Origin of the sequence: Mycobacterium seoulense (genome assembly GCF_010731595.1) — a bacterium.
In the GTDB taxonomy this organism is placed as follows: Bacteria; Actinomycetota; Actinomycetes; order Mycobacteriales; family Mycobacteriaceae; genus Mycobacterium; species Mycobacterium seoulense.
Genome location: NZ_AP022582.1, coordinates 4,792,808 through 4,810,487 on the forward strand (window position 1 = coordinate 4,792,808; position 17,680 = coordinate 4,810,487).

Below are 17,680 nucleotides of genomic sequence, written 5' to 3' on the forward strand. Positions count from 1 at the left end.
TGTGAGCTTCGTCGCCGTGACCGGCGCCACCGCGTCAGGGCCGGGGTTGGGGCACGAAGGGTGGCAGGAGCGGCCGGAAGCGGGTCGTCGTGGGGGGCGCGGCCGTGGTGGTCGGCGCCTGCGAGGTCGTGGTCGGCGGCGCGGTCGTTGTGGTCGTGGTCGGCGGGGGCGTCGTGGTGGTGGTGGTCGGCGGGGGCGTCGTGGTGGTGGTGGTCGGCGGCTCGGTCGTCGTGGTGGCCGGCGGCTGCTCGGACGACGACGGCGGCGGCGGGGGCGGCGGCAGGACCGTCACGGTGGTGCTGTTGTCCGGCCCGGTGATGGTCACGGTTTGCGACGTCGGCGGGGGAGCCGGTGTGGTGGTGACCGGGGTGGGCTTGGGGTGGCCCAGGGTCAGCGCCAACACGATGGCCACCAGCACCGCCGCCGCGGCGCCGGCGACGGTCAGGACCAGGGCCGTGCGCTTGTACCACGGCAGCCCGCCCTCCTGGGCGGCGTAGCGGTCGCCGGCGGCCCGGTCGAGATCGGTTGCCTCATCGGTGTACTCACCGGTGGCGTCGCGCCCGGTGTAGGGCACCGGCTCGTCGGCGCCGTCGGCGTCCTGCGACCAGGCCAGCGCGCCGTCCACGTCGGTGGCCCGGGCGGCCGACGCGGCCTGGGTCATGTCGATTCCGGCGGTGCCCACCATCTCGGTGGGCGCTTCCACGACGGCGCCCGCGGCGGTCGGGGCGCCCGCCGGCGCCTGCTGACCACCGAGCGACGCCGCGCCGATCGCGGCGCTGGCCGCGGGCTGCGGCGCGGTGTGGACCGGCACCCGAAAACGCTCCGACAGCCGCGCGGAGAGCAGTGGGATGCTGGCGCCGCCGCCGACGGTCGCCACGGCGGCCAGCCTGGATACCGGAATGGCGTTGCGGCGCAACGCTTCCTCGAGGGTGTCCAGGAATCGGTCCAGCGGTTCGGAGATCAGCTGATCCAGCTCGGCGCGCGACAGCTGCGCGTTGGCGCCCGGAGCCGCCGCGAGGGTCGCGGTCGCGGCGGTCGACAGTTGCTCCTTGGCGCGCCGGCATGCGTCGAGCAGCCGGGCCTGCGAGCCCATCCGCACGGTGCCGGCCATGTCGGCCATGGTGTCGTCGGAGGCCTGCAGGCGGCCGAGGACGAGCCGATCGATCGCGTCGCCCGAGAAATCGGCGTAGCGCACCGACGGACCGATGTGGGTGAAATTCGCTCCGGCGTCCATCAGGGTGATGGTGGTGCCGCTGGCGCCGAAATCGCACAGCGCGACGACGCCGGCGGTCGGGAATCCCGGCCTGCCGCGCAGTGCCGCCAGCGCCGCGGTGGCGTCGGACACCAGCACCGGGGTCACACCGCCGCGGGCGAGATCCGGCTGGGCGAAGAATTCGTCACGCAGCGCGGCGAACTGGGCCTCGGACCAGTACGCGGGGACGGCGATGGTGATCGGTGCGCCGTAGCCGACCGTGCGGGCCATGGCCTCGATCGCCTCGACCGTCAGCACCTCGCCGAGGTACTTCGTCCCGTCGGGCGCCACCAAGGGGGAGCGGTCGCCGACGCGCTCGACGAAGCCGCGGAGCACCATCCCGTTTTCGGTCAGGTTCGGGTTCTCTTCCGGCAGGCCAACTTCGGTCGGCCGGTGCTCGAAGAGGGTCAACACGGCGCTGCGGACCACCGGGGCGCTTCCCGCCCGGGCCGCCACCAGGTGGGCCGCCCCGATCGACAGCCCGAGCGACTCGCTCATGCCCCGCACCCCACTTCCGATCGCCCGGTGGTCCTCACCATAGCGGCCGACCGGGTCAGCGCAGGCCGGGCGGGACCGTGATCACTGTGGGCACGCCCGGAATCGTGATCACCGAAGGCACCTGTGGCAGGTGGTGCCGGTGCGACGGCTCCTGCTGGCTGGGCTGGCGCGTGGGCTGCTGAGTCGGCTGCTGTGCCGGCGCCTCGACCGAGCTGCTGGTCGTCGGCGTCGTGGTGGTGGTCGGCGCTGTCGTCGTCGTCGTGGTGGTGGTGGTGGTGGTCGTGCTCGTGCTGCTGGTGCTCGGGGTGGGGCCGGCGCCCCCTCCGCCGTGCAGCAGCTCGGTGATGCCGTAGGCGATCAGCGCGATCAGGATCGCGACGAACACCAGCCAGGCGATCAGCAGCGGAGGCTTGCGATACCACGGCGTGGGTTCGCTCTCCAGGGCGTCGAAAGCCTCGGGCTGCTCGAACCCCTCGGGCGGGTAGTGCGGGGGTTCGCCGGAAGTCGGCTGGTCAGCCATGCCGTAGTTGGCATGATGGGTCGCCTGCTCGTGGAAGTCGTCGGGTGGGCCTTTGCGTTCCACGGCACCGATGGTACTGACCCCGCCTGCCAGGCTCCTGAGCCCACCTTCAGAACGTGCTGACCTTGTCGAGGCTGACGAGCGGTCTCGGGCGTCGGCGCCTCATCGCCCTCCGAGCGCGGCCCGCACGCGTCCGCGCGCCCGGTCGAGCCGGGCGGCGGCCTCGGTCGCGTCGACGCCTGCGAGCAGCGCGACGATCGCGGTTTTGGCGTGACCACCCGCGGCGGCGAGTGCGGCGGCCGCGGTTTCCTCGTCGACGCCGGCCGCATCGCGCACGATCCGCACCGCACGGCGGCGCAGCTTCGCGCTGGTCGGTCGCACGTCAACCATCCGCGGGCCGTAGGCCTTGCCGAGCGCGATCATCACGCTCGTCGACAGCGCGTTGAGCACGACCTTCTGAGCCGTTCCCGCGGTCAGCCGCGTCGAGCCTGCCAACACCTCGGGCCCGGTCAACAGTTCGATCACCACGTCGGCTGACGCCTCGCTGCCGGGGTTGTTGACGATCGCGACCGTCAGCGCACCCGCCGCACGCGCATGCTCGAGCGCCCCGAGCACGTAAGGTGTGCGGCCCGACGCGGTGATCCCGACGAGCGCGTCGGCGGCGGTCAGGTCGGCGAGATCGGTGGGGTCGAACGCGTCTTCGGCGCCCTCGATCGCCTCGGTCAGCGCCGCCGGCCCGCCGGCGATCACTCCGCGCACGAGGTCGGTGCCGAACGTGGGCGCGCATTCGGCCGCGTCGAGCACGCCGAGCCGCCCGGGCGTTCCGGCACCGGCGTAGATCAGGCGGCCGCCGCGCTCGAGTCGCGCACCGATCGCCTCGGCCGCCGCCGCGATCCGCGGGACCGCCGCCGCCACCGCGGCGTGCGCCTCGCCTTCGGCGGCGACGAGCAGGGCGACGACCTCCCCGACGGGCCGCGCGTCGAGGTCGTGCAGGCGCGGACGCGCGGCTTCGGTGGCGAGCGCGTCGAGTCCTTGAACGCCAAAGGTTTTGGGTGCCGCCTGCACGCGGATCACGTGCGGCTGGTGGATCGCCCCCAGCCGCAGCGCGCCGTCGAGCGCGTCGCCGGCGGCGGGGACGAGGTCGAGCTGCGCACGCAGCGCTGTGGACCCGGCCAGGCCGCCGACCATCGCGACCGGGCCGTCCCCGGCCGCGCGAGCGGTCGCGGCGAGCGCCTCAGCCGCCGCGCCGACGATGGCCAGCGCGGCGGCGTCGCCCTGCGCGGCGAGGACGTCGGGTGCGAAGGACGCGAGCTCGGCGGCGCCGGTGAGCTGCGCGGGCCAGGTCTCCGGCGCGCCGAAGCGGGCGCGGGCGGCGTCGAGCAGCGTGGTGGACGGGCCGCGGCCGTCGTGCGCGCGCAGTGCCGCGCGCAGCCCGGCGGCGCCGATCCACGCGCCGCCGCCCTCGTCACCCAGCCACGGGCCCCAGCCGTCGGCAGTCCGCAGGGCGCCGTCAGCGTCGATCGCGAGCGCCACGACGCCGGTGCCCGCGATCAGCACGACGCCCGGCTCTCCGTCCAGCGCGCCGGCATGCGCGATCACGGCGTCGCTCGTCACGGCGACGCGCTCCGCCCGCAGCGCGGTCAGCAGCGCATCGCCCAGCGCACGCGCCCCGTCCGGCGCCGCCAGCGCGCCGGCGGCGCCCACGATCACCTCATCGACCGCGCCGAGCTCGCGCGCCAATTCGCTGGCCAAGGTCAGGATCACCGCCTCCGCGGCCCGCACGCCGCCAGGCGCCGCCAGCCCGGGCGCGCCCGGCCCCTCCGCCCTACGGCCGCCCGCCGAAGCCCGGCAGGACGTCTTACCCAAGTCGACGGCGAGGATCACCGCACCCATCCTTGATCGGCCCGGGCTGTGTGTCGACTGCCGCGACCGGCATGCCGGGCAAACTGGTCTGGTGGAGCGGGCGTTGCTGACCGTGGGGCACGGGACAGCCGGCCGTGAGCGGCTAGCGGAGTTGCTTGCCGGCGCCGGAGTCGAGCTGGTGGTGGATGTGCGGCGATATCCCGCCAGTCGGACGAATCCGGACGTGCGGCGGGAGGCCCTGGAATGCTGGTTGCCCCAACGCGGCATCGGCTACCGATGGGAGCCTCGCCTGGGCGGTCGGCGTCATGTCGCGGCCGGAGAAGAGGAGCCGGACAGCTGGTGGACCGTGGCCGCATTCCGGGCGTACGCCGCGTACACCCGGACGCCGGAGTTCGACGCGGCGCTGGACGAGGTCCTGGCCGACGCAACCCGGCGCACCACCGCGGTGATGTGCAGCGAGAGCGTCTGGTGGCGCTGCCACCGGCGACTGATCGCCGACGTGGCGGAGCTGGGTCGCGCGGTGCCGGTGCGACACCTCATGCCGAACGGCCGCCTCAGCCCACACCGCCCCGCCGACGGGGCTCGCCGCCGCCCCGACGGCCACTTGGTATGGGACGGCTGAGCCGGCGATCGCCGGTCCGGATCCTGGCCTTTAGAACGTGTTGACCTTGTCGAGGCTGACGAACATCCCGTGGCCGGTGCGGTCGTTGATGAAGCGCGTCCCGTCGGCGGTCGCGTTGATCGTCCAGCCCGCGGCGTTGTAGGTCTTGTAGTCGATCTGGACGGTGGGGATGGCCCCCAGGTTGCCCAGCACCCACTGCACCTTGCCGCCGGAGTCGACGCTGACGCCGTTGGCGTGTTCGCCGTCTTGCAGGGGCGAGTTGGTGAACGGCGCCTCGCAGCCGACGGTGTCCCTGTTGATCTGGCAGCGCGTGGTGCCCGACTTGGTCTCGATGAACACGTAGCCGTTCTGGTCGGGCGGCAGCGGGATGGCGCCGGCGGGCGCCGTCGGGTTGGCCGGGGTGGTCGGCAGGCCGGGGGCCGGGCTCGCGGTGGGCGCCGGCGGCGCCGTGGTCGGCCTGGGTGTGGGGAACGTGGGTTCCACCGGACCCGCCCCGGGCGCGGCGACCGGGCGGCCGGCGATGGTGGAGGAACATGCGTCGATCAGCGCGGGACTGACCAGCACCGGCGCAATCAGCAGGGATCCCCCGGCAAGACTCCACCGTGCCCTTTGCGAAAACCGCACGCGCCACTCCCGACGATCACCCGATACCGGGAAATCAGATTACGCGTGAAGCGACGAAACCCCCTGCAACCGCGCGCCTATCGATGCGACCCCGATGGTGAAGCTTTATCGCCGCGTGACCGACTGGACCTCGGCGGCCCGGCGGGCGGCGGCCACGATGCCCTGGTAACCGGTGCACCGGCAGAAGTTGCCCGACAGGCCTTCGCGGATCTCCTGGTCGGTGGGATCGGGATTGTCGCGCAGCAGCGCGGTCAGCGACATGACGAAACCCGGCGTGCAGAAGCCGCATTGCAGCCCGTGGCACTCCCGCAGCGCCGACTGCACCGGCGACAGGGTGCCGTCCGCCGCGGCGACGCCCTCGACCGTCGTCACCTCCGTCCCGTCGGCCTGCACCGCGAACATCAGGCACGAACGCACGGCCTGGCCGTCCAGCAGGACCGTGCACGCCCCGCACGCCCCGTGCTCGCAGCCCAGGTGGGTGCCGGTCAGCCCGCACTTCTCCCGCAGGAAGTCCGCCAGCGTCATCCGCGGTTCGACCGCGGCCGTGGTCGGAGTTCCGTTGACGGACAGGTCGATTGGACGTTCACGCATCGTTTTCCCCCGTGGCTGCTTCGGCTGTCGCTCGTGTCCAGGCGCGCGTGGCCATGGTGGCGCCGACCTTCAACCGGTATTCCGCCGACCCCTGCAGGTCGTTGGGGACGTCGTCGAGCCCGCTCATCGCGGCCTCGCCGATCTCCTCGGGCACCAGCTCGGCGACCGGCCTGCCGACCGCGGCCACCTCGGCCGCGGTGGCGCGCCGGACCGTGGACCCCATGCCCAGCAGCCCGATCGCGCAGCGCGCTACCCGATCCCGGTCGTCGAGCTGGACGGCGACCAGGGCACCCGCGATCGCGAAATCGCCGTGCCGGCGGGAGAATTCCTCGACGGCGAACCCGCATCTGCCGTTCCACACGGGGAACCGCACCCCGGTCAGCACCTCGTCGGAGTCCATGGTGGTCTCCCACACCCCGGCGAAGAAGTCGGCGGCCGCGATCTCGCGGCGCCCCCGCGGCGACTGCACCTCCATCACCGCGTCCAGGGTCAGCGCGACCGCCGGGTATTCGCCGGCGGCGTCGGCGTGGGCGATCGACCCGCCGAGTGTGCCGCGGTTGCGGATCTGGAAGTGCCCGACGAACGGCGTCGCCCGCGTCAGCAGCGGAACCGCTTGGCGCACTCGGTCATCGGCGCCGACGGTGGCCTCGGTGGTGCCCGCGCCGATCCACAGTTCCGATCCCCGGCGCTCGATGCCCTGCAGCTCGGCCAGCCGGGAGATGTCGATGAGGTGGTCGAAGTAGGCCAGCCGCATCGCCAGCATCGGCACCAGGCTCTGGCCGCCGGCAAGGATTTTCGCGTCGTCGCCCAGTTCGGCCAGCAGGCCCACCGCGTCGCCGATGGTGTCGGGGCGGTGGTAGTCGAACGCGGCCGGCTTCACCGTTGCCCCCGTTCCAGCAGGGTGGCGATCGACGCCGGGCTGGCCGGCAGCCGGGTGATCGTCACGCCCAGCGGTGCGAGCGCGTCGTTGATGGCGTTGATCACCGCCGGCACCGAGCCGATGGCCCCGCCCTCGCCGGCGCCCTTGTAGCCGCCGGGCCCCGGCCCGGGTATCTCGACGTGGCCGAACTCGATCGGCGGCACCTCGGTGGCGGTGGGTAGCAGGTAGTCGACGAAAGTCGTTGCCAGCGGGTTGCCTTCGTCGTCGTAGACCATGTCCTCCATCAGGGCGCCGCCGATGCCCTGCACGGTTCCGCCGGCGATCTGGCCCTCCACCACCGACGGGTTGATCATCGGCCCGACGTCCTCGCTGACGATGTAGCGCAGCAGGGTCACCTTGCCGGTCGCCACGTCCACCTCGCAGGTGCAGGCGTGCGTCGCGTTGGACCAGTGGATGGGATTGGTCGAGTTGAACCGGGCGGTCGCCTCGAGATTGGTCGACAGTCCCGGCGGCAGCTGCTGCGGCGAGTAGTACGCCACATAGGCCAGCTCGCCGAACGACACCGACTTGGCCGGGTCGTCGCGCACGCTGGCCACCGAGAACGCCAGATCCACTTGCGCCTCGGGCACTTTCAGGTGGTGCGCCGCCAGCGCCACGATCTTCTCGCGCAGGATGGCGCCCGCCTCGCTGACGGCCCCGGCGGTCATCGGCGCGCTGCGGCTGCCTTGCGTCCCCGCCCCGTACGGGGTGATCGCGGTGTCGCCCTGGATGGTGGCCACGTCGTCGATGTCGGCACCGAGCGCGTCGGCGGTGAGCTGCACGACGGTGGTCTCGATGCTGTTTCCGCTCGAGCCGCCGTTGACGTACACGTTGATCTTGCCGGTCGGCTCCATGCGGATGGTCGCGCCCTCGGTGGCCAGGTGCCCCGTCGCCGCGCCGGTCGGCTCGATGTAGGCGGAAAACCCGAGACCCAGGTAGCGGCCCTGCGCCAGCGCCTCGGCCTGCTCCTTGCGAAACCCTTCGTGGTCAAGGATTTTCACCGCCTGCTCGAACGTGTCGATCGGGGCGACGTGGTCGTAGGGCATGCCGTTGGGGTTGACGTACGGCATCTCGTCGCGGCGCAGCAGGTTGCGCCGGCGCAACTCGACCGGGTCGACGTTCATCTTGCGCGCGGCGATGTCGAGCAGGACCTCGCGGGCCAGCGTCTCGTACTGCCAGGGGCCGCGATAGGCGGCCAGGCCGCTGGTGTTGGAGAAGACCGTCTTGTAGTTGAAGCTGGCCTTGGGCACCCGGTAGGGGCCCGGGAAGAACATGCCGATGGCGGCCGTGGTCAGCACCGGGTACGGCGTCGGGTAGGCGCCGATGTCCTGGACGAAGTCGATGTCGGCCGCCGCGATGTTGCCCTCGTCGTCGAACGCCATCCGCGCCGTGCCGTCGACGTGCCGCGCCTGCCCCGCCGACATCAGGTTCTCGCGCCGGTCCTCGATCCACTTCAGCGCCGCCGGCACCTTGCGGGCGGCCAGCATGATGCACATGTCTTCCCGCATCGGCACGACCTTCTGGCCGAAGCCGCCGCCGGTGTCGCGCATGATGACCCGAACACGTTGCGCCGCAATGCCCAACAGCCGGGCGCAGAACGCCCGCAGCTCGTGCGGGGTCTGGGTGGACGCCCACATGGTGAGTTCCCCGGTGGCGGCGGTCCATTCGACGACCAGGCCGCGGGTCTCGATCGGCACCGGCGCGTAGATCTGCTGATAGATCTGCTCTTTGACGACGCACGGCGCGCTGGCGAACAGCTCCTCGTCGGGCGGGGCGCCGCCCATGCCGCCGGCGACGTTGTTCGGGTAGGCGTCGTGCACCAGGACATCGGCGTCCTGCGCCCGGGTGAAGTCGGTGACCGCGGGCAGCGGCTCGTAGTCCACGTCGATGAGTTCCAGCGCGTCCTCGGCGACATACCGGCTCTCGGCGACGACGAGCGCGACGGGGTCGCCGACGAACTTGGCCTCGCCCTCGGCCAGCGGCGGTCGCGGCGTGTCCGGGACGTCCTTGCCGGCGACGGCGTGCCACGCCTCCTTCGCGTCGGGGTTGAGGTCGGCGGCGGTGAACACCGCGCGCACGCCCGGCAGCGCCAGCGCGGCCGAGGCGTCGATGCCGTTGATGCGCGCCCGCGCGAACGGGCTGCGCACGAAGCAGGCGTGCAGCATTCCGGGCCGGACGATGTCGTCGACGAAGCTGCCGCGGCCCGTCAGCAGCCGGCCGTCCTCCACCCGCTGGACGCGGGTGCCGGCGTACCGGGGCGCCGGGGTTACCGGTCCGTCCGTTGCCGCCTGCACGTCCTGAGTCATTGCGCTCCATCATTGTCGCTGTACGAGAAGCTCAATGTCATCATAGGAGAGTGCCGTTATCGCAGTCTATTGGCCCGGGGCCACACGTCGTCGGAATCCTGTTGGCCGCGGGCGCCGGAAGCCGCTACGGCATGCCGAAGGTGCTGGTCGACGGTTGGCTGGACGCCGCGGTTGACGCGCTGCAAGACGGCGGGTGCGCGGGGGTCGTCCTGGTCCTGGGTGCCGCGGAGGTCGCTGCCCCGGCCGGGGTCACCGCGATCGTGGTGCCGGACTGGCGCGCGGGGGTGAGCGCCTCGGTGCGCGCCGGCCTGGCCCAGGCCGACCGCATGCGGGCCGACTACGCGGCGCTGCACGTCATCGACACGCCCGACGTCGGCGCCGCCGTGGTGGCGCGCGTCCTCGACCGCGCGGTGGCGTCGGCCAGTGGCCTGGCGCGCGCCGTCTTCGGTGACCGGCCGGGGCATCCGGTGGTGATCGCGCGCCGGCACTGGCCCGAGGTGGTCTCGCGGATCTCGGGCGATCACGGCGCCGGCGCGTACCTGGGCGCCCGGGACGACGTCGAGCTCGTCGACTGCGCGGATCTGGCCGGCGGCCAGGACGTCGACGAGCCTTAGGCCGCCGCGGGTGGGTCGACGGCCAGCGGCGGGGTGTCTTGGGCGGCCTCGCGCACCCGGTGGCGGACCAGATACCAGCCGCCGATCAGGCCCGGGATGCCGACGGCCATGGCGCCGAGCAGCCACGGGCCTTGGACCTTGTCCAACAACATCAGGACGAGGACGCCGGCCAGGAAGGCCAGCGTGAGGTAGCCGCTGTAGGGCGCAAGCGGCATCCGGAAGTGCGGCCGTTGCAACGCCCCGGCGCGGGAGAGCCGGTAGAACCGCAGCTGGCTCGCCACGATCGTCCCCCAGGCCACCACCACGCCCACGGCGGCGATGTGCAGCACGATCTCGAACGCCTGGCTCGGTTTGACGGCGTTGAGCACGATGCCCGACAGGCCGACCACGGCGGTGAGCAGGATCCCGCCGTACGGCACGCCGTTCTTCGTCATCGGTGCGGTGAATTTCGGGCCGCTGCCGTTGATCGCCATGGACCGCAGGATGCGGCCGGTGGAGTACAGCCCGGCGTTGAGGCTCGAGAGCGCGGCGGTGAGCACCACGAGGTTCATCACGCTGCCCGCCCCGCCGAACCCGACCTTCGAGAAGAAGGTGACGAACGGGCTCACGTGGTCCCGGTAGGCGGTGTGCGGCAGCAGCAGCGCCAGCAGGACCGTCGACCCGATGTAGAAGATGGCGATGCGAAACACCACCGAGTTGATCGCCCGCGGCATGATCTTGTGCGGATTCGCGGTCTCCCCGGCCGCGATGCCGACCAATTCGACCGCGGCGTAGGCGAACACCACCCCCGAGGTCACCAGCACCAGGGGCAGCAAGCCGGCCGGCAGGAGTCCCCCATGGCTGTCCCATAGCGTCACCCCGGGGTCATGACCGTCGACCTTGACGCGGCCGACCAGGAAGACGATGCCGACGACGAGGAACGTCACCAGCGCGAGCACCTTGATCAACGAGGCCCAGAACTCCAGCTCGCCGAAGAGCTTCACCGAGATGAGGTTCATCGCCAGCACGGCGACCAGCGCGATCAACGCCAGCGTCCACTGCGGGACGGCCTGGAACGCCGTCCAGTAGTGGCAGTAGTGCGCGATCGCGGTGGTGTCCACGATCCCCGTCATCGCCCAGTTGAGGAAGTACAGCCAGCCGGCGGCGAACGCGGCCTTCTCGCCGAAGAACTCGCGGGCATAGGAGACGAAGGATCCCGAGGACGGGCGGTACAGCACCAGCTCGCCGAGGGCGCGCAGGATCAAGAAGACGAAGATGCCGCAGATCCCGTACACCAGAAACAGCCCCGGCCCCGCCGACGCGAGCCTTCCGCCGGCGCCGAGGAACAGGCCGGTCCCGATGGCACCGCCCAGCCCGATCATCTGGATCTGGCGGTTGTTCAGGCCCTTGTGATAGCCCGCCTCTTCGCGGGCGAGCCGCGCGGCGGCGGTGTCTTGCGGTGGCATTGAGTCCTGCCGTGTCGGCTCCGGGAAAGGCTCAGGCTAACCCACCGATGCCCGGGGTGCCCAGTCCAGCGACCCCCGGGAACAAGACGGCGGCGCCCACCGTTAGCATGATCGACAAGTTGAGCGAACCAGACTCAAGCCTGGGTTGACACCACGGTGCGGCCCAGAGCAGTCTTGAGCGGGGTTCACTCAGCATAGTGGCACCAAAGAAGCTCTACTCAATCAGGAGGAATCACTATGGCTCGTGCGGTCGGTATCGACCTCGGGACCACCAACTCCGTCGTCGCAGTTCTCGAGGGCGGTGACCCCGTCGTCGTCGCCAACTCCGAGGGCTCACGGACGACCCCGTCCATCGTTGCCTTCGCGCGCAACGGTGAGGTGCTCGTCGGCCAGCCCGCCAAGAACCAGGCGGTGACCAACGTCGACCGCACGATCCGTTCGGTCAAGCGGCACATGGGCACCGACTGGTCCATCGAGATCGACGACAAGAAGTACACCGCGCAGGAGATCAGCGCCCGCGTGCTGATGAAGCTGAAGCGCGACGCGGAGGCGTACCTGGGTGAGGACATCACCGACGCCGTCATCACCGTGCCGGCGTACTTCAACGACGCCCAGCGGCAGGCGACCAAGGAGGCCGGCCAGATCGCCGGCCTGAACGTGCTGCGCATCGTCAACGAGCCCACCGCGGCCGCGTTGGCCTACGGCCTGGACAAGGGCGAGAAGGAACAGACCATCCTGGTCTTCGACCTGGGCGGCGGCACGTTCGACGTCTCGCTGCTCGAGATCGGCGAGGGCGTGGTCGAGGTCCGCGCCACCAGCGGTGACAACCACCTCGGTGGCGACGACTGGGACGACCGGGTCGTCGAGTGGCTCGTCGACAAGTTCAAGGGCACCAGCGGCATCGACCTGACCAAGGACAAGATGGCGATGCAGCGGCTGCGCGAGGCCGCCGAGAAGGCCAAGATCGAGCTGTCGAGTTCGCAGAGCACCTCGATCAACCTGCCCTACATCACCGTCGACGCGGACAAGAACCCGCTGTTCCTCGACGAGCAGCTGACCCGCGCCGAATTCCAGCGCATCACCCAGGATCTGCTGGACCGCACCCGTCAGCCGTTCCAGTCCGTGATCAAGGACGCCGGCATCTCGGTCTCCGAGATCGACCACGTGGTGCTGGTGGGTGGTTCCACCCGGATGCCCGCGGTGTCCGATCTGGTCAAGGAGATGACCGGCGGCAAGGAGCCCAACAAGGGCGTCAACCCCGACGAGGTGGTGGCCGTGGGTGCCGCGCTGCAGGCGGGTGTCCTCAAGGGTGAGGTGAAAGACGTTCTGCTGCTTGACGTCACGCCGCTGAGCCTGGGCATCGAGACCAAGGGTGGGGTGATGACCAAGCTCATCGAGCGCAACACCACGATCCCCACCAAGCGGTCGGAGACCTTCACCACGGCCGACGACAACCAGCCGTCGGTGCAGATCCAGGTGTACCAAGGTGAGCGCGAAATCGCCTCGCACAACAAGCTGCTCGGTTCCTTCGAGCTGACCGGCATCCCGCCGGCCCCGCGCGGCGTCCCGCAGATCGAGGTCACCTTCGACATCGACGCGAACGGCATCGTGCACGTCACGGCGAAGGACAAGGGCACCGGCAAGGAGAACACGATCAAGATCCAGGAGGGCTCCGGCCTGTCCAAGGAGGAGATCGACCGGATGATCAAGGACGCCGAGGCGCACGCCGAGGAGGACCGCCAGCGTCGCGAGGAAGCCGACATCCGCAACCAGGCGGAGTCGCTGGTCTACCAGACGGAGAAGTTCGTCAAGGATCAGCGTGACGCCGAGGGCGGCTCGAAGGTTCCCGAGGAGACGCTGTCCAAGGTCGACGCCGCGATCGCCGAGGCCAAGTCCGCGCTGGGCGGCACCGACATCTCCGCGATCAAGGCGGCGATGGAGAAGCTGGGCCAGGAATCCCAGGCGCTCGGCCAGGCCATCTATGAGGCCACCCAGGCCGCCGGCGAACAGGCCGGCGCCGCCCCCGGCGGCCCGTCCGGTTCCGCCGACGACGTCGTGGACGCGGAGGTGGTCGACGACGACCGGGAGTCCAAGTGACCGAAGGTAATCCACAGGAGCAGGTGACCGTCACCGACAAGCGGCGGATCGACCCTGAGACCGGTGAAATCCGGCACGCCTCTCCCGGCTCCGCGCCGGGAGAGGCTGCGCCGGGCGACTTCTCGGGTGAGTCACCCGAGGAGGCCGGCAAGGCCGCCGAACTGCTGGGCGACCTGCAACGGGTCCAGGCGGACTTCGCCAACTACCGCAAGCGTGCGCTGCGCGACCAGCAGGCCGCGGCCGACCGGGCCAAGGCCGGCGTCGTCAGCCAATTGCTGGGCGTGCTCGATGATCTCGAGCGGGCGCGCAAACACGGCGACCTGGAATCCGGCCCGCTGAAGTCGGTGGCCGACAAGCTGGACAGCGCCCTGACCGGACTCGGTCTGACGGCGTTCGGCGCGGAAGGCGAGGACTTCGACCCGGTGTTGCACGAAGCCGTGCAGCACGAGGGCGGCGGCGGCGACGGCTCCAAGCCGGTGATCGGCACGGTCATGCGGCAGGGTTACAAGCTGGGCGACCAGGTCCTGCGGCACGCTCTGGTCGGCGTCGTCGACACGGTCGCCGACGAGGGTGGCGCGCCGGCCCAACCGGCCGAATCGCACGATAACCCCGGCGCATCCGGTGAATAGACCACACAATCAGCACAACAAAAGACAGAAAGGTGAGAGGGGGTGACGCGACATGGCCCAGCGCGAATGGGTCGAAAAGGACTTCTACAAGGAGCTGGGCGTCTCCTCTGACGCCAGTCCCGAAGAGATAAAACGCGCGTACCGCAAACTGGCGCGCGACCTGCATCCGGACGCCAATCCCGACAACCCCGCCGCGGGCGAGCGATTCAAGGCGGTCTCCGAGGCGCACAACGTGTTGTCGGATCCGGCCAAACGCAAGGAGTACGACGAAACCCGCCGCCTGTTCGCGGGCGGCGGTTTTGGCGGCCGCCGGTTCGACACCGGGGGTTTCGGCGGTTTCGGTGCCGGCGGTGACGGCGCCGAGTTCAACCTCAACGACCTGTTCGACGCCGCCGGGCGAAGCGGCGGCGCCAACATCGGGGACCTGTTCGGCGGCCTGTTCGGGCGCGGCGCGAGCGCCCGTCCCAGCCGGCCGCGGCGCGGCAACGACCTGGAGACCGAGACTCAGCTGGATTTCGTCGAGGCCGCCAAGGGTGTGGCAATGCCGTTGCGGCTCACCAGCCCTGCGCCGTGCACCAACTGCCACGGCAGCGGCGCGCGGCCGGGGACCAGCCCGAAGGTGTGCCCCACCTGCAACGGTTCCGGCGTGATCAGCCGCAACCAGGGCGCGTTCGGGTTCTCCGAGCCGTGCACCGATTGCCGCGGCAGCGGCTCGATCATCGAGCACCCGTGTGAGGAGTGCAAGGGCACCGGGGTCACCACCCGCACCCGCACCATCAACGTGCGGATCCCGCCCGGCGTCGAGGACGGCCAGCGCATCCGGCTGCCCGGGCAGGGCGAGGCCGGATTGCGTGGGGCGCCGTCGGGCGACCTCTACGTGACCGTGCACGTGCGGCCGGACCAGGTGTTTGGCCGCGACGGCGACGACCTCACCGTGACCGTTCCGGTCAGCTTCACCGAATTGGCCTTGGGTTCAACAATTTCGGTACCCACACTGGACGGCAAGGTCGGCGTCCGGGTGCCCAAGGGGACCTCCGACGGCCGCATCCTGCGGGTGCGGGGGCGGGGCGTTCCCAAGCGCAGCGGCGGCAACGGGGACTTGCTGGTCACCGTCAAGGTCGCCGTGCCGCCCAACGTGGAAGGCGCCGCGGCCGAGGCGCTGGAGGCCTACGCGGCGGCCGAGCGGGCCAGTGGGTTCGACCCACGAGCGGGATGGGCGGGTAATCGCTGATGGCCAAGAATTCACGGGAAGAGTCCCGGACGTTCCTGATCTCGGTGGCGGCGGAGCTGGCCGGCATGCATGCGCAGACCCTGCGCACCTACGATCGCCTCGGCCTGGTCAGCCCGCGCCGCACTTCCGGTGGGGGACGGCGTTATTCGGAACACGACGTCGACCTGCTGCGTGAGGTGCAGCGGCTGTCCCAGGACGAGGGGGTCAACCTCGCCGGCATCAAGCGCATCATCGAACTGACCAATCAGGTCGAGGCGCTGCAGTCGCGGGTCAAGGAGCTGACCGACGAGTTGGCGCAGGTGCGCGCCGGGCAGCGCCGCGACCTCGCGGTGATGCCCAAGAGCACCGCCGTCGTGGTGTGGCAGCCGCGCAGAACACGCGGCTGATCAGACCCGGATCGAGAACTGCGTGAGGGCCGGTTCGCCCGGCCGGGCGAGGCGGTAGCCGCCGCGGCGCAGAGCGTCGGTCGGTGCGGTCATCGGCTCGAAGCACACGATGGCTTCGGCGGTGGGCGCGAAGATCTGTGTCGCCGGATACCCCCGGTCGAAGCGCACCTCCAGCCGCCGGCCACCGCCCGAGACCGCGAACACCGCGCCGTCGGGGACCTCGTCGTAGGCATCGTCGAAAGCCTTGTCCCCCAGGGGTTCCGACAGCGCCGCAGGTGGCTCGGATTCGCCGGTGGGCAGCCCGAGGTCGTCAAGCCGCAGATGCCGCAGCGGCGGAGTCTCGATCACCCATTCGCCGCGGGCGACGTCCGGCAGGCGCAGGTAGGGATGAAAGCCGAAGCACAGCGGGACCGCCCGGTCGCCGGTGGCGGTCACCGTGGTGCGCACGGTCAGCGTCCGCTCGGCCAGCCGCACCGCCACCGTCAACACGTGCGGGTAGGGAAAGCTGGCCAGCAATCGGGGATCGGCGGCGAAATCCAGCTCGGCAGTCAGCTGGTCGGCCGACTCGGCGGTCACCCGCCAGCCCGGGTGGCCCGCCAGCACGCCGTGGATCGGCAAGCCGCTGGGATCGGCACGGACCCCGTTCTGGCCCGGCGTGAGCGTCGTCGTCACGCCCTCCGCGGTATAGGTGTTGGCGCCCAACCGGTTTGCCCAGGGATACAGGATCGGTATCCCCATCGTCTTGCCCGCCGTCACGTAGGCGTCCAGCCCGCGCCGTTGCCCGAGCAGCTCCACGCCGGCATCGCGCAGCGAGGTGCCGATCATCCCCGCCTCGGGCACGAATTCCGCGGTCACCGTCGATGCCGGGTCGCACAGGGTGACGACACGCATGTCTACCTCCACTCAACTCGATAGCGGGTCGTGCTGAATGCTTTCCGGCGGAGCGCCTTTGGCGATGAGGGCGGCCTTGGTGGCCCGCACCATGGCCGGGCCCCCGCAGATCAGGATCTGCCGGTCACCCCACCCACCGTATTTGGTCACCACGTCGGGGAGCCGGCCGGTCTGGCGCACGTGCAGGCCGCGCGGCGGCGTGACGTCGGGATAGTCGGCCGCCCACGCCGGGTCGGCGCTGTACTCGGAGACCGGCGAGACCGACAGCCACGGATTGTGGGAGGCCACCTGCCACAGCGTCGGCAGGTCGTAGAGCTCGCAGCGATAGCGCGCCCCGAAGAACAGGTGCACCCGCGGGTTCACCGCGAACCGGGACAGGTCCATGATCAGCGCCCGCAGGGGGGCCAGACCGGTGCTGCCGGCGACCATCAGCACGTCCCCGCCCTGCCGGTCGACCCGCAGGCCGCCGTGCGGGCTGGACAGCCGCCAGCGGTCGCCGGGCCGGGTTTCGTGGACGATGGCGGTGCTGACCAAGCCGCCGGGCACCACGCGGACGTGGAACTCGATGCCGCCGCCCGGGTCCGCCGGGATGGCGGGGGACAGGTAGCGCCAGCGCCGCGGGCATTGCGGGACGTGCACATTCACGTACTGGCCGGCGTGGTAGTCCAGCGGGCGGTCGAGCTGCAACCGGACCACCGCCAGGTCGCGGGAGACCCGCATGTGCTCGATCACCGTGCCGTCCCACCAGGCCGGCCCCTCGTCGGCGTCCGCGGCGCCCCGCATCACCCCGGTGATCAGGTTGAGCGACTGCTGGGCCGCGGCGTCGACGGCGCCGGTCCAGGCGTCGCCGAGGTGTGTCCGCAGCGTCGCCAACAACGCGCGGCGCAACGTGTCGTAATGCGCTGGGAGCACACCGTATTTGCGGTGGTCGCGGCCGAGCTGGGCGAGAAAGGCGACCGGTTCCTGGGCGCGCTGGTCGACGAGTTCGCCGTACACCCAGTGCAGGGCGTGCGCGAAAGCGGCCCGCTGCCCGCCCATTTCGGGCGGGAAGAGGTCGCGGACCGAGACGTCGAGGCCGAACCAGTGGGTGTAGAAGCGGCGGACGAGTTCGTCGCCGGATCCCGAGTCGTCCCGCGCGAAGGCGTCGCGCAGCACCCGCAACGCATCGGTGTCCTCGAGCCCCACGGGGCCC

The 17,680-nt window shown here is 71.1% G+C and carries 16 protein-coding genes and 1 pseudogene; 6 read left to right on the forward strand and 11 right to left on the reverse strand.

The window, feature by feature from the left end; genetic code table 11:
- Window positions 1-34: 34 nt before the first annotated feature.
- The 4 genes and pseudogenes from G6N37_RS22195 to G6N37_RS26710 form a co-directional block, all read right to left on the reverse strand.
- Complete coding sequence (locus G6N37_RS22195) at window positions 35-1,750, reverse strand: Hsp70 family protein (protein WP_163683557.1); 1,716 nt, start codon at window positions 1,748-1,750, stop codon at window positions 35-37.
- 55 nt (window positions 1,751-1,805) lie between these two features.
- Complete coding sequence (locus G6N37_RS22200) at window positions 1,806-2,333, reverse strand: hypothetical protein (RefSeq protein WP_163683558.1); 528 nt, start codon at window positions 2,331-2,333, stop codon at window positions 1,806-1,808.
- Window positions 2,334-2,432: 99 nt separating this feature from the next.
- On the reverse strand, window positions 2,433-3,335 hold the full coding sequence (gene murQ / locus G6N37_RS26705; protein WP_372514735.1) for an N-acetylmuramic acid 6-phosphate etherase: 903 nt from the start codon (window positions 3,333-3,335) through the stop codon (window positions 2,433-2,435).
- A 135-nt stretch (window positions 3,336-3,470) separates the two neighbouring features.
- Window positions 3,471-4,163: pseudogene (locus G6N37_RS26710) on the reverse strand (BadF/BadG/BcrA/BcrD ATPase family protein); the annotation flags it as partial.
- 61 nt (window positions 4,164-4,224) lie between these two features.
- Between G6N37_RS26710 and G6N37_RS22210 the strand changes: the two are divergent.
- Entirely contained in the window at window positions 4,225-4,755 is a 531-nt protein-coding gene (locus tag G6N37_RS22210; RefSeq protein WP_163683559.1) for a DUF488 domain-containing protein, read from the forward strand.
- 30 nt (window positions 4,756-4,785) lie between these two features.
- On the opposite strand, the gene G6N37_RS22215 is transcribed toward G6N37_RS22210, so the two are convergent.
- The 4 genes from G6N37_RS22215 to G6N37_RS22230 all read right to left on the reverse strand — a co-directional run bounded on the left by G6N37_RS22215 (window position 4,786) and on the right by G6N37_RS22230 (window position 9,195).
- Entirely contained in the window at window positions 4,786-5,334 is a 549-nt protein-coding gene (locus G6N37_RS22215; RefSeq protein ID WP_163685379.1) for a hypothetical protein, read from the reverse strand.
- 150 nt (window positions 5,335-5,484) lie between these two features.
- A complete protein-coding gene (locus tag G6N37_RS22220; protein ID WP_163683560.1) occupies window positions 5,485-5,970 on the reverse strand; it encodes a (2Fe-2S)-binding protein in 486 nt (161 codons plus the stop codon).
- A complete protein-coding gene (locus tag G6N37_RS22225; RefSeq protein ID WP_163683561.1) occupies window positions 5,963-6,850 on the reverse strand; it encodes an FAD binding domain-containing protein in 888 nt (295 codons plus the stop codon). The genes G6N37_RS22220 and G6N37_RS22225 overlap by 8 nt, the downstream gene beginning before the upstream one ends.
- Window positions 6,847-9,195: a xanthine dehydrogenase family protein molybdopterin-binding subunit gene (locus G6N37_RS22230; RefSeq protein ID WP_163683562.1), complete on the reverse strand. Its 2,349-nt coding sequence runs from the start codon at window positions 9,193-9,195 to the stop codon at window positions 6,847-6,849. The genes G6N37_RS22225 and G6N37_RS22230 overlap by 4 nt, the downstream gene beginning before the upstream one ends.
- A gap of 50 nt (window positions 9,196-9,245) precedes the next feature.
- Here G6N37_RS22230 and G6N37_RS22235 point away from each other — a divergent pair, with 50 nt between their 5' ends.
- Entirely contained in the window at window positions 9,246-9,809 is a 564-nt protein-coding gene (locus tag G6N37_RS22235; RefSeq protein ID WP_264066883.1) for a nucleotidyltransferase family protein, read from the forward strand.
- Here G6N37_RS22235 and G6N37_RS22240 read toward each other — a convergent pair.
- Window positions 9,806-11,254, reverse strand: coding sequence for an amino acid permease (locus G6N37_RS22240; protein WP_163683563.1), 1,449 nt, complete (start codon window positions 11,252-11,254; stop codon window positions 9,806-9,808). The two genes, G6N37_RS22235 and G6N37_RS22240, sit on opposite strands and share 4 nt — an antisense overlap.
- Window positions 11,255-11,491: 237 nt before the next feature.
- On the opposite strand from G6N37_RS22240, the gene dnaK reads away from it, so the two are divergent.
- The 4 genes from dnaK to G6N37_RS22260 are packed head-to-tail and all read left to right on the forward strand — an operon-like array spanning window position 11,492 to window position 15,597.
- Window positions 11,492-13,351 (forward strand): molecular chaperone DnaK, encoded by a 1,860-nt coding sequence (dnaK, locus tag G6N37_RS22245; RefSeq protein WP_163683564.1) that lies wholly within the window; start codon window positions 11,492-11,494, stop codon window positions 13,349-13,351.
- Entirely contained in the window at window positions 13,348-13,980 is a 633-nt protein-coding gene (gene grpE / locus G6N37_RS22250) for a nucleotide exchange factor GrpE (protein WP_163683565.1), read from the forward strand. The genes dnaK and grpE overlap by 4 nt, the downstream gene beginning before the upstream one ends.
- 52 nt (window positions 13,981-14,032) lie before the next feature.
- Complete coding sequence (gene dnaJ / locus G6N37_RS22255; protein WP_163683566.1) at window positions 14,033-15,211, forward strand: molecular chaperone DnaJ; 1,179 nt, start codon at window positions 14,033-14,035, stop codon at window positions 15,209-15,211.
- Window positions 15,211-15,597 carry a heat shock protein transcriptional repressor HspR gene (locus G6N37_RS22260; protein WP_163683567.1) on the forward strand — a complete coding sequence of 129 codons (387 nt, stop codon included), beginning with the start codon at window positions 15,211-15,213 and terminating at the stop codon, window positions 15,595-15,597. The genes dnaJ and G6N37_RS22260 overlap by 1 nt, the downstream gene beginning before the upstream one ends.
- On the opposite strand, the gene G6N37_RS22265 is transcribed toward G6N37_RS22260, so the two are convergent.
- Complete coding sequence (locus tag G6N37_RS22265) at window positions 15,598-16,488, reverse strand: aldose 1-epimerase (RefSeq protein ID WP_163683568.1); 891 nt, start codon at window positions 16,486-16,488, stop codon at window positions 15,598-15,600. It abuts the gene before it with no gap.
- 12 nt (window positions 16,489-16,500) lie between these two features.
- Window positions 16,501-17,673, reverse strand: coding sequence for an FAD-binding oxidoreductase (locus G6N37_RS22270; RefSeq protein WP_163683569.1), 1,173 nt, complete (start codon window positions 17,671-17,673; stop codon window positions 16,501-16,503).
- Between the last annotated feature and the right edge of the window lie 7 nt (window positions 17,674-17,680).

What these genes read in the sequence shown, in the direction of transcription:
- dnaJ (WP_163683566.1), top strand. Translation starts at nt 14,033, where the DNA reads ATGGCCCAGCGCGAATGGGTCGAAAAGGACTTCTACAAGGAGCTGGGC.
- dnaK (WP_163683564.1), top strand. Translation starts at nt 11,492, where the DNA reads ATGGCTCGTGCGGTCGGTATCGACCTCGGGACCACCAACTCCGTCGTC.
- G6N37_RS22265 (WP_163683568.1), bottom strand. Translation starts at nt 16,488, where the DNA reads ATGCGTGTCGTCACCCTGTGCGACCCGGCATCGACGGTGACCGCGGAA.
- G6N37_RS22260 (WP_163683567.1), top strand. Translation starts at nt 15,211, where the DNA reads ATGGCCAAGAATTCACGGGAAGAGTCCCGGACGTTCCTGATCTCGGTG.
- G6N37_RS22230 (WP_163683562.1), bottom strand. Translation starts at nt 9,195, where the DNA reads ATGACTCAGGACGTGCAGGCGGCAACGGACGGACCGGTAACCCCGGCG.
- G6N37_RS22220 (WP_163683560.1), bottom strand. Translation starts at nt 5,970, where the DNA reads ATGCGTGAACGTCCAATCGACCTGTCCGTCAACGGAACTCCGACCACG.
- G6N37_RS22240 (WP_163683563.1), bottom strand. Translation starts at nt 11,254, where the DNA reads ATGCCACCGCAAGACACCGCCGCCGCGCGGCTCGCCCGCGAAGAGGCG.
- G6N37_RS22195 (WP_163683557.1), bottom strand. Translation starts at nt 1,750, where the DNA reads ATGAGCGAGTCGCTCGGGCTGTCGATCGGGGCGGCCCACCTGGTGGCG.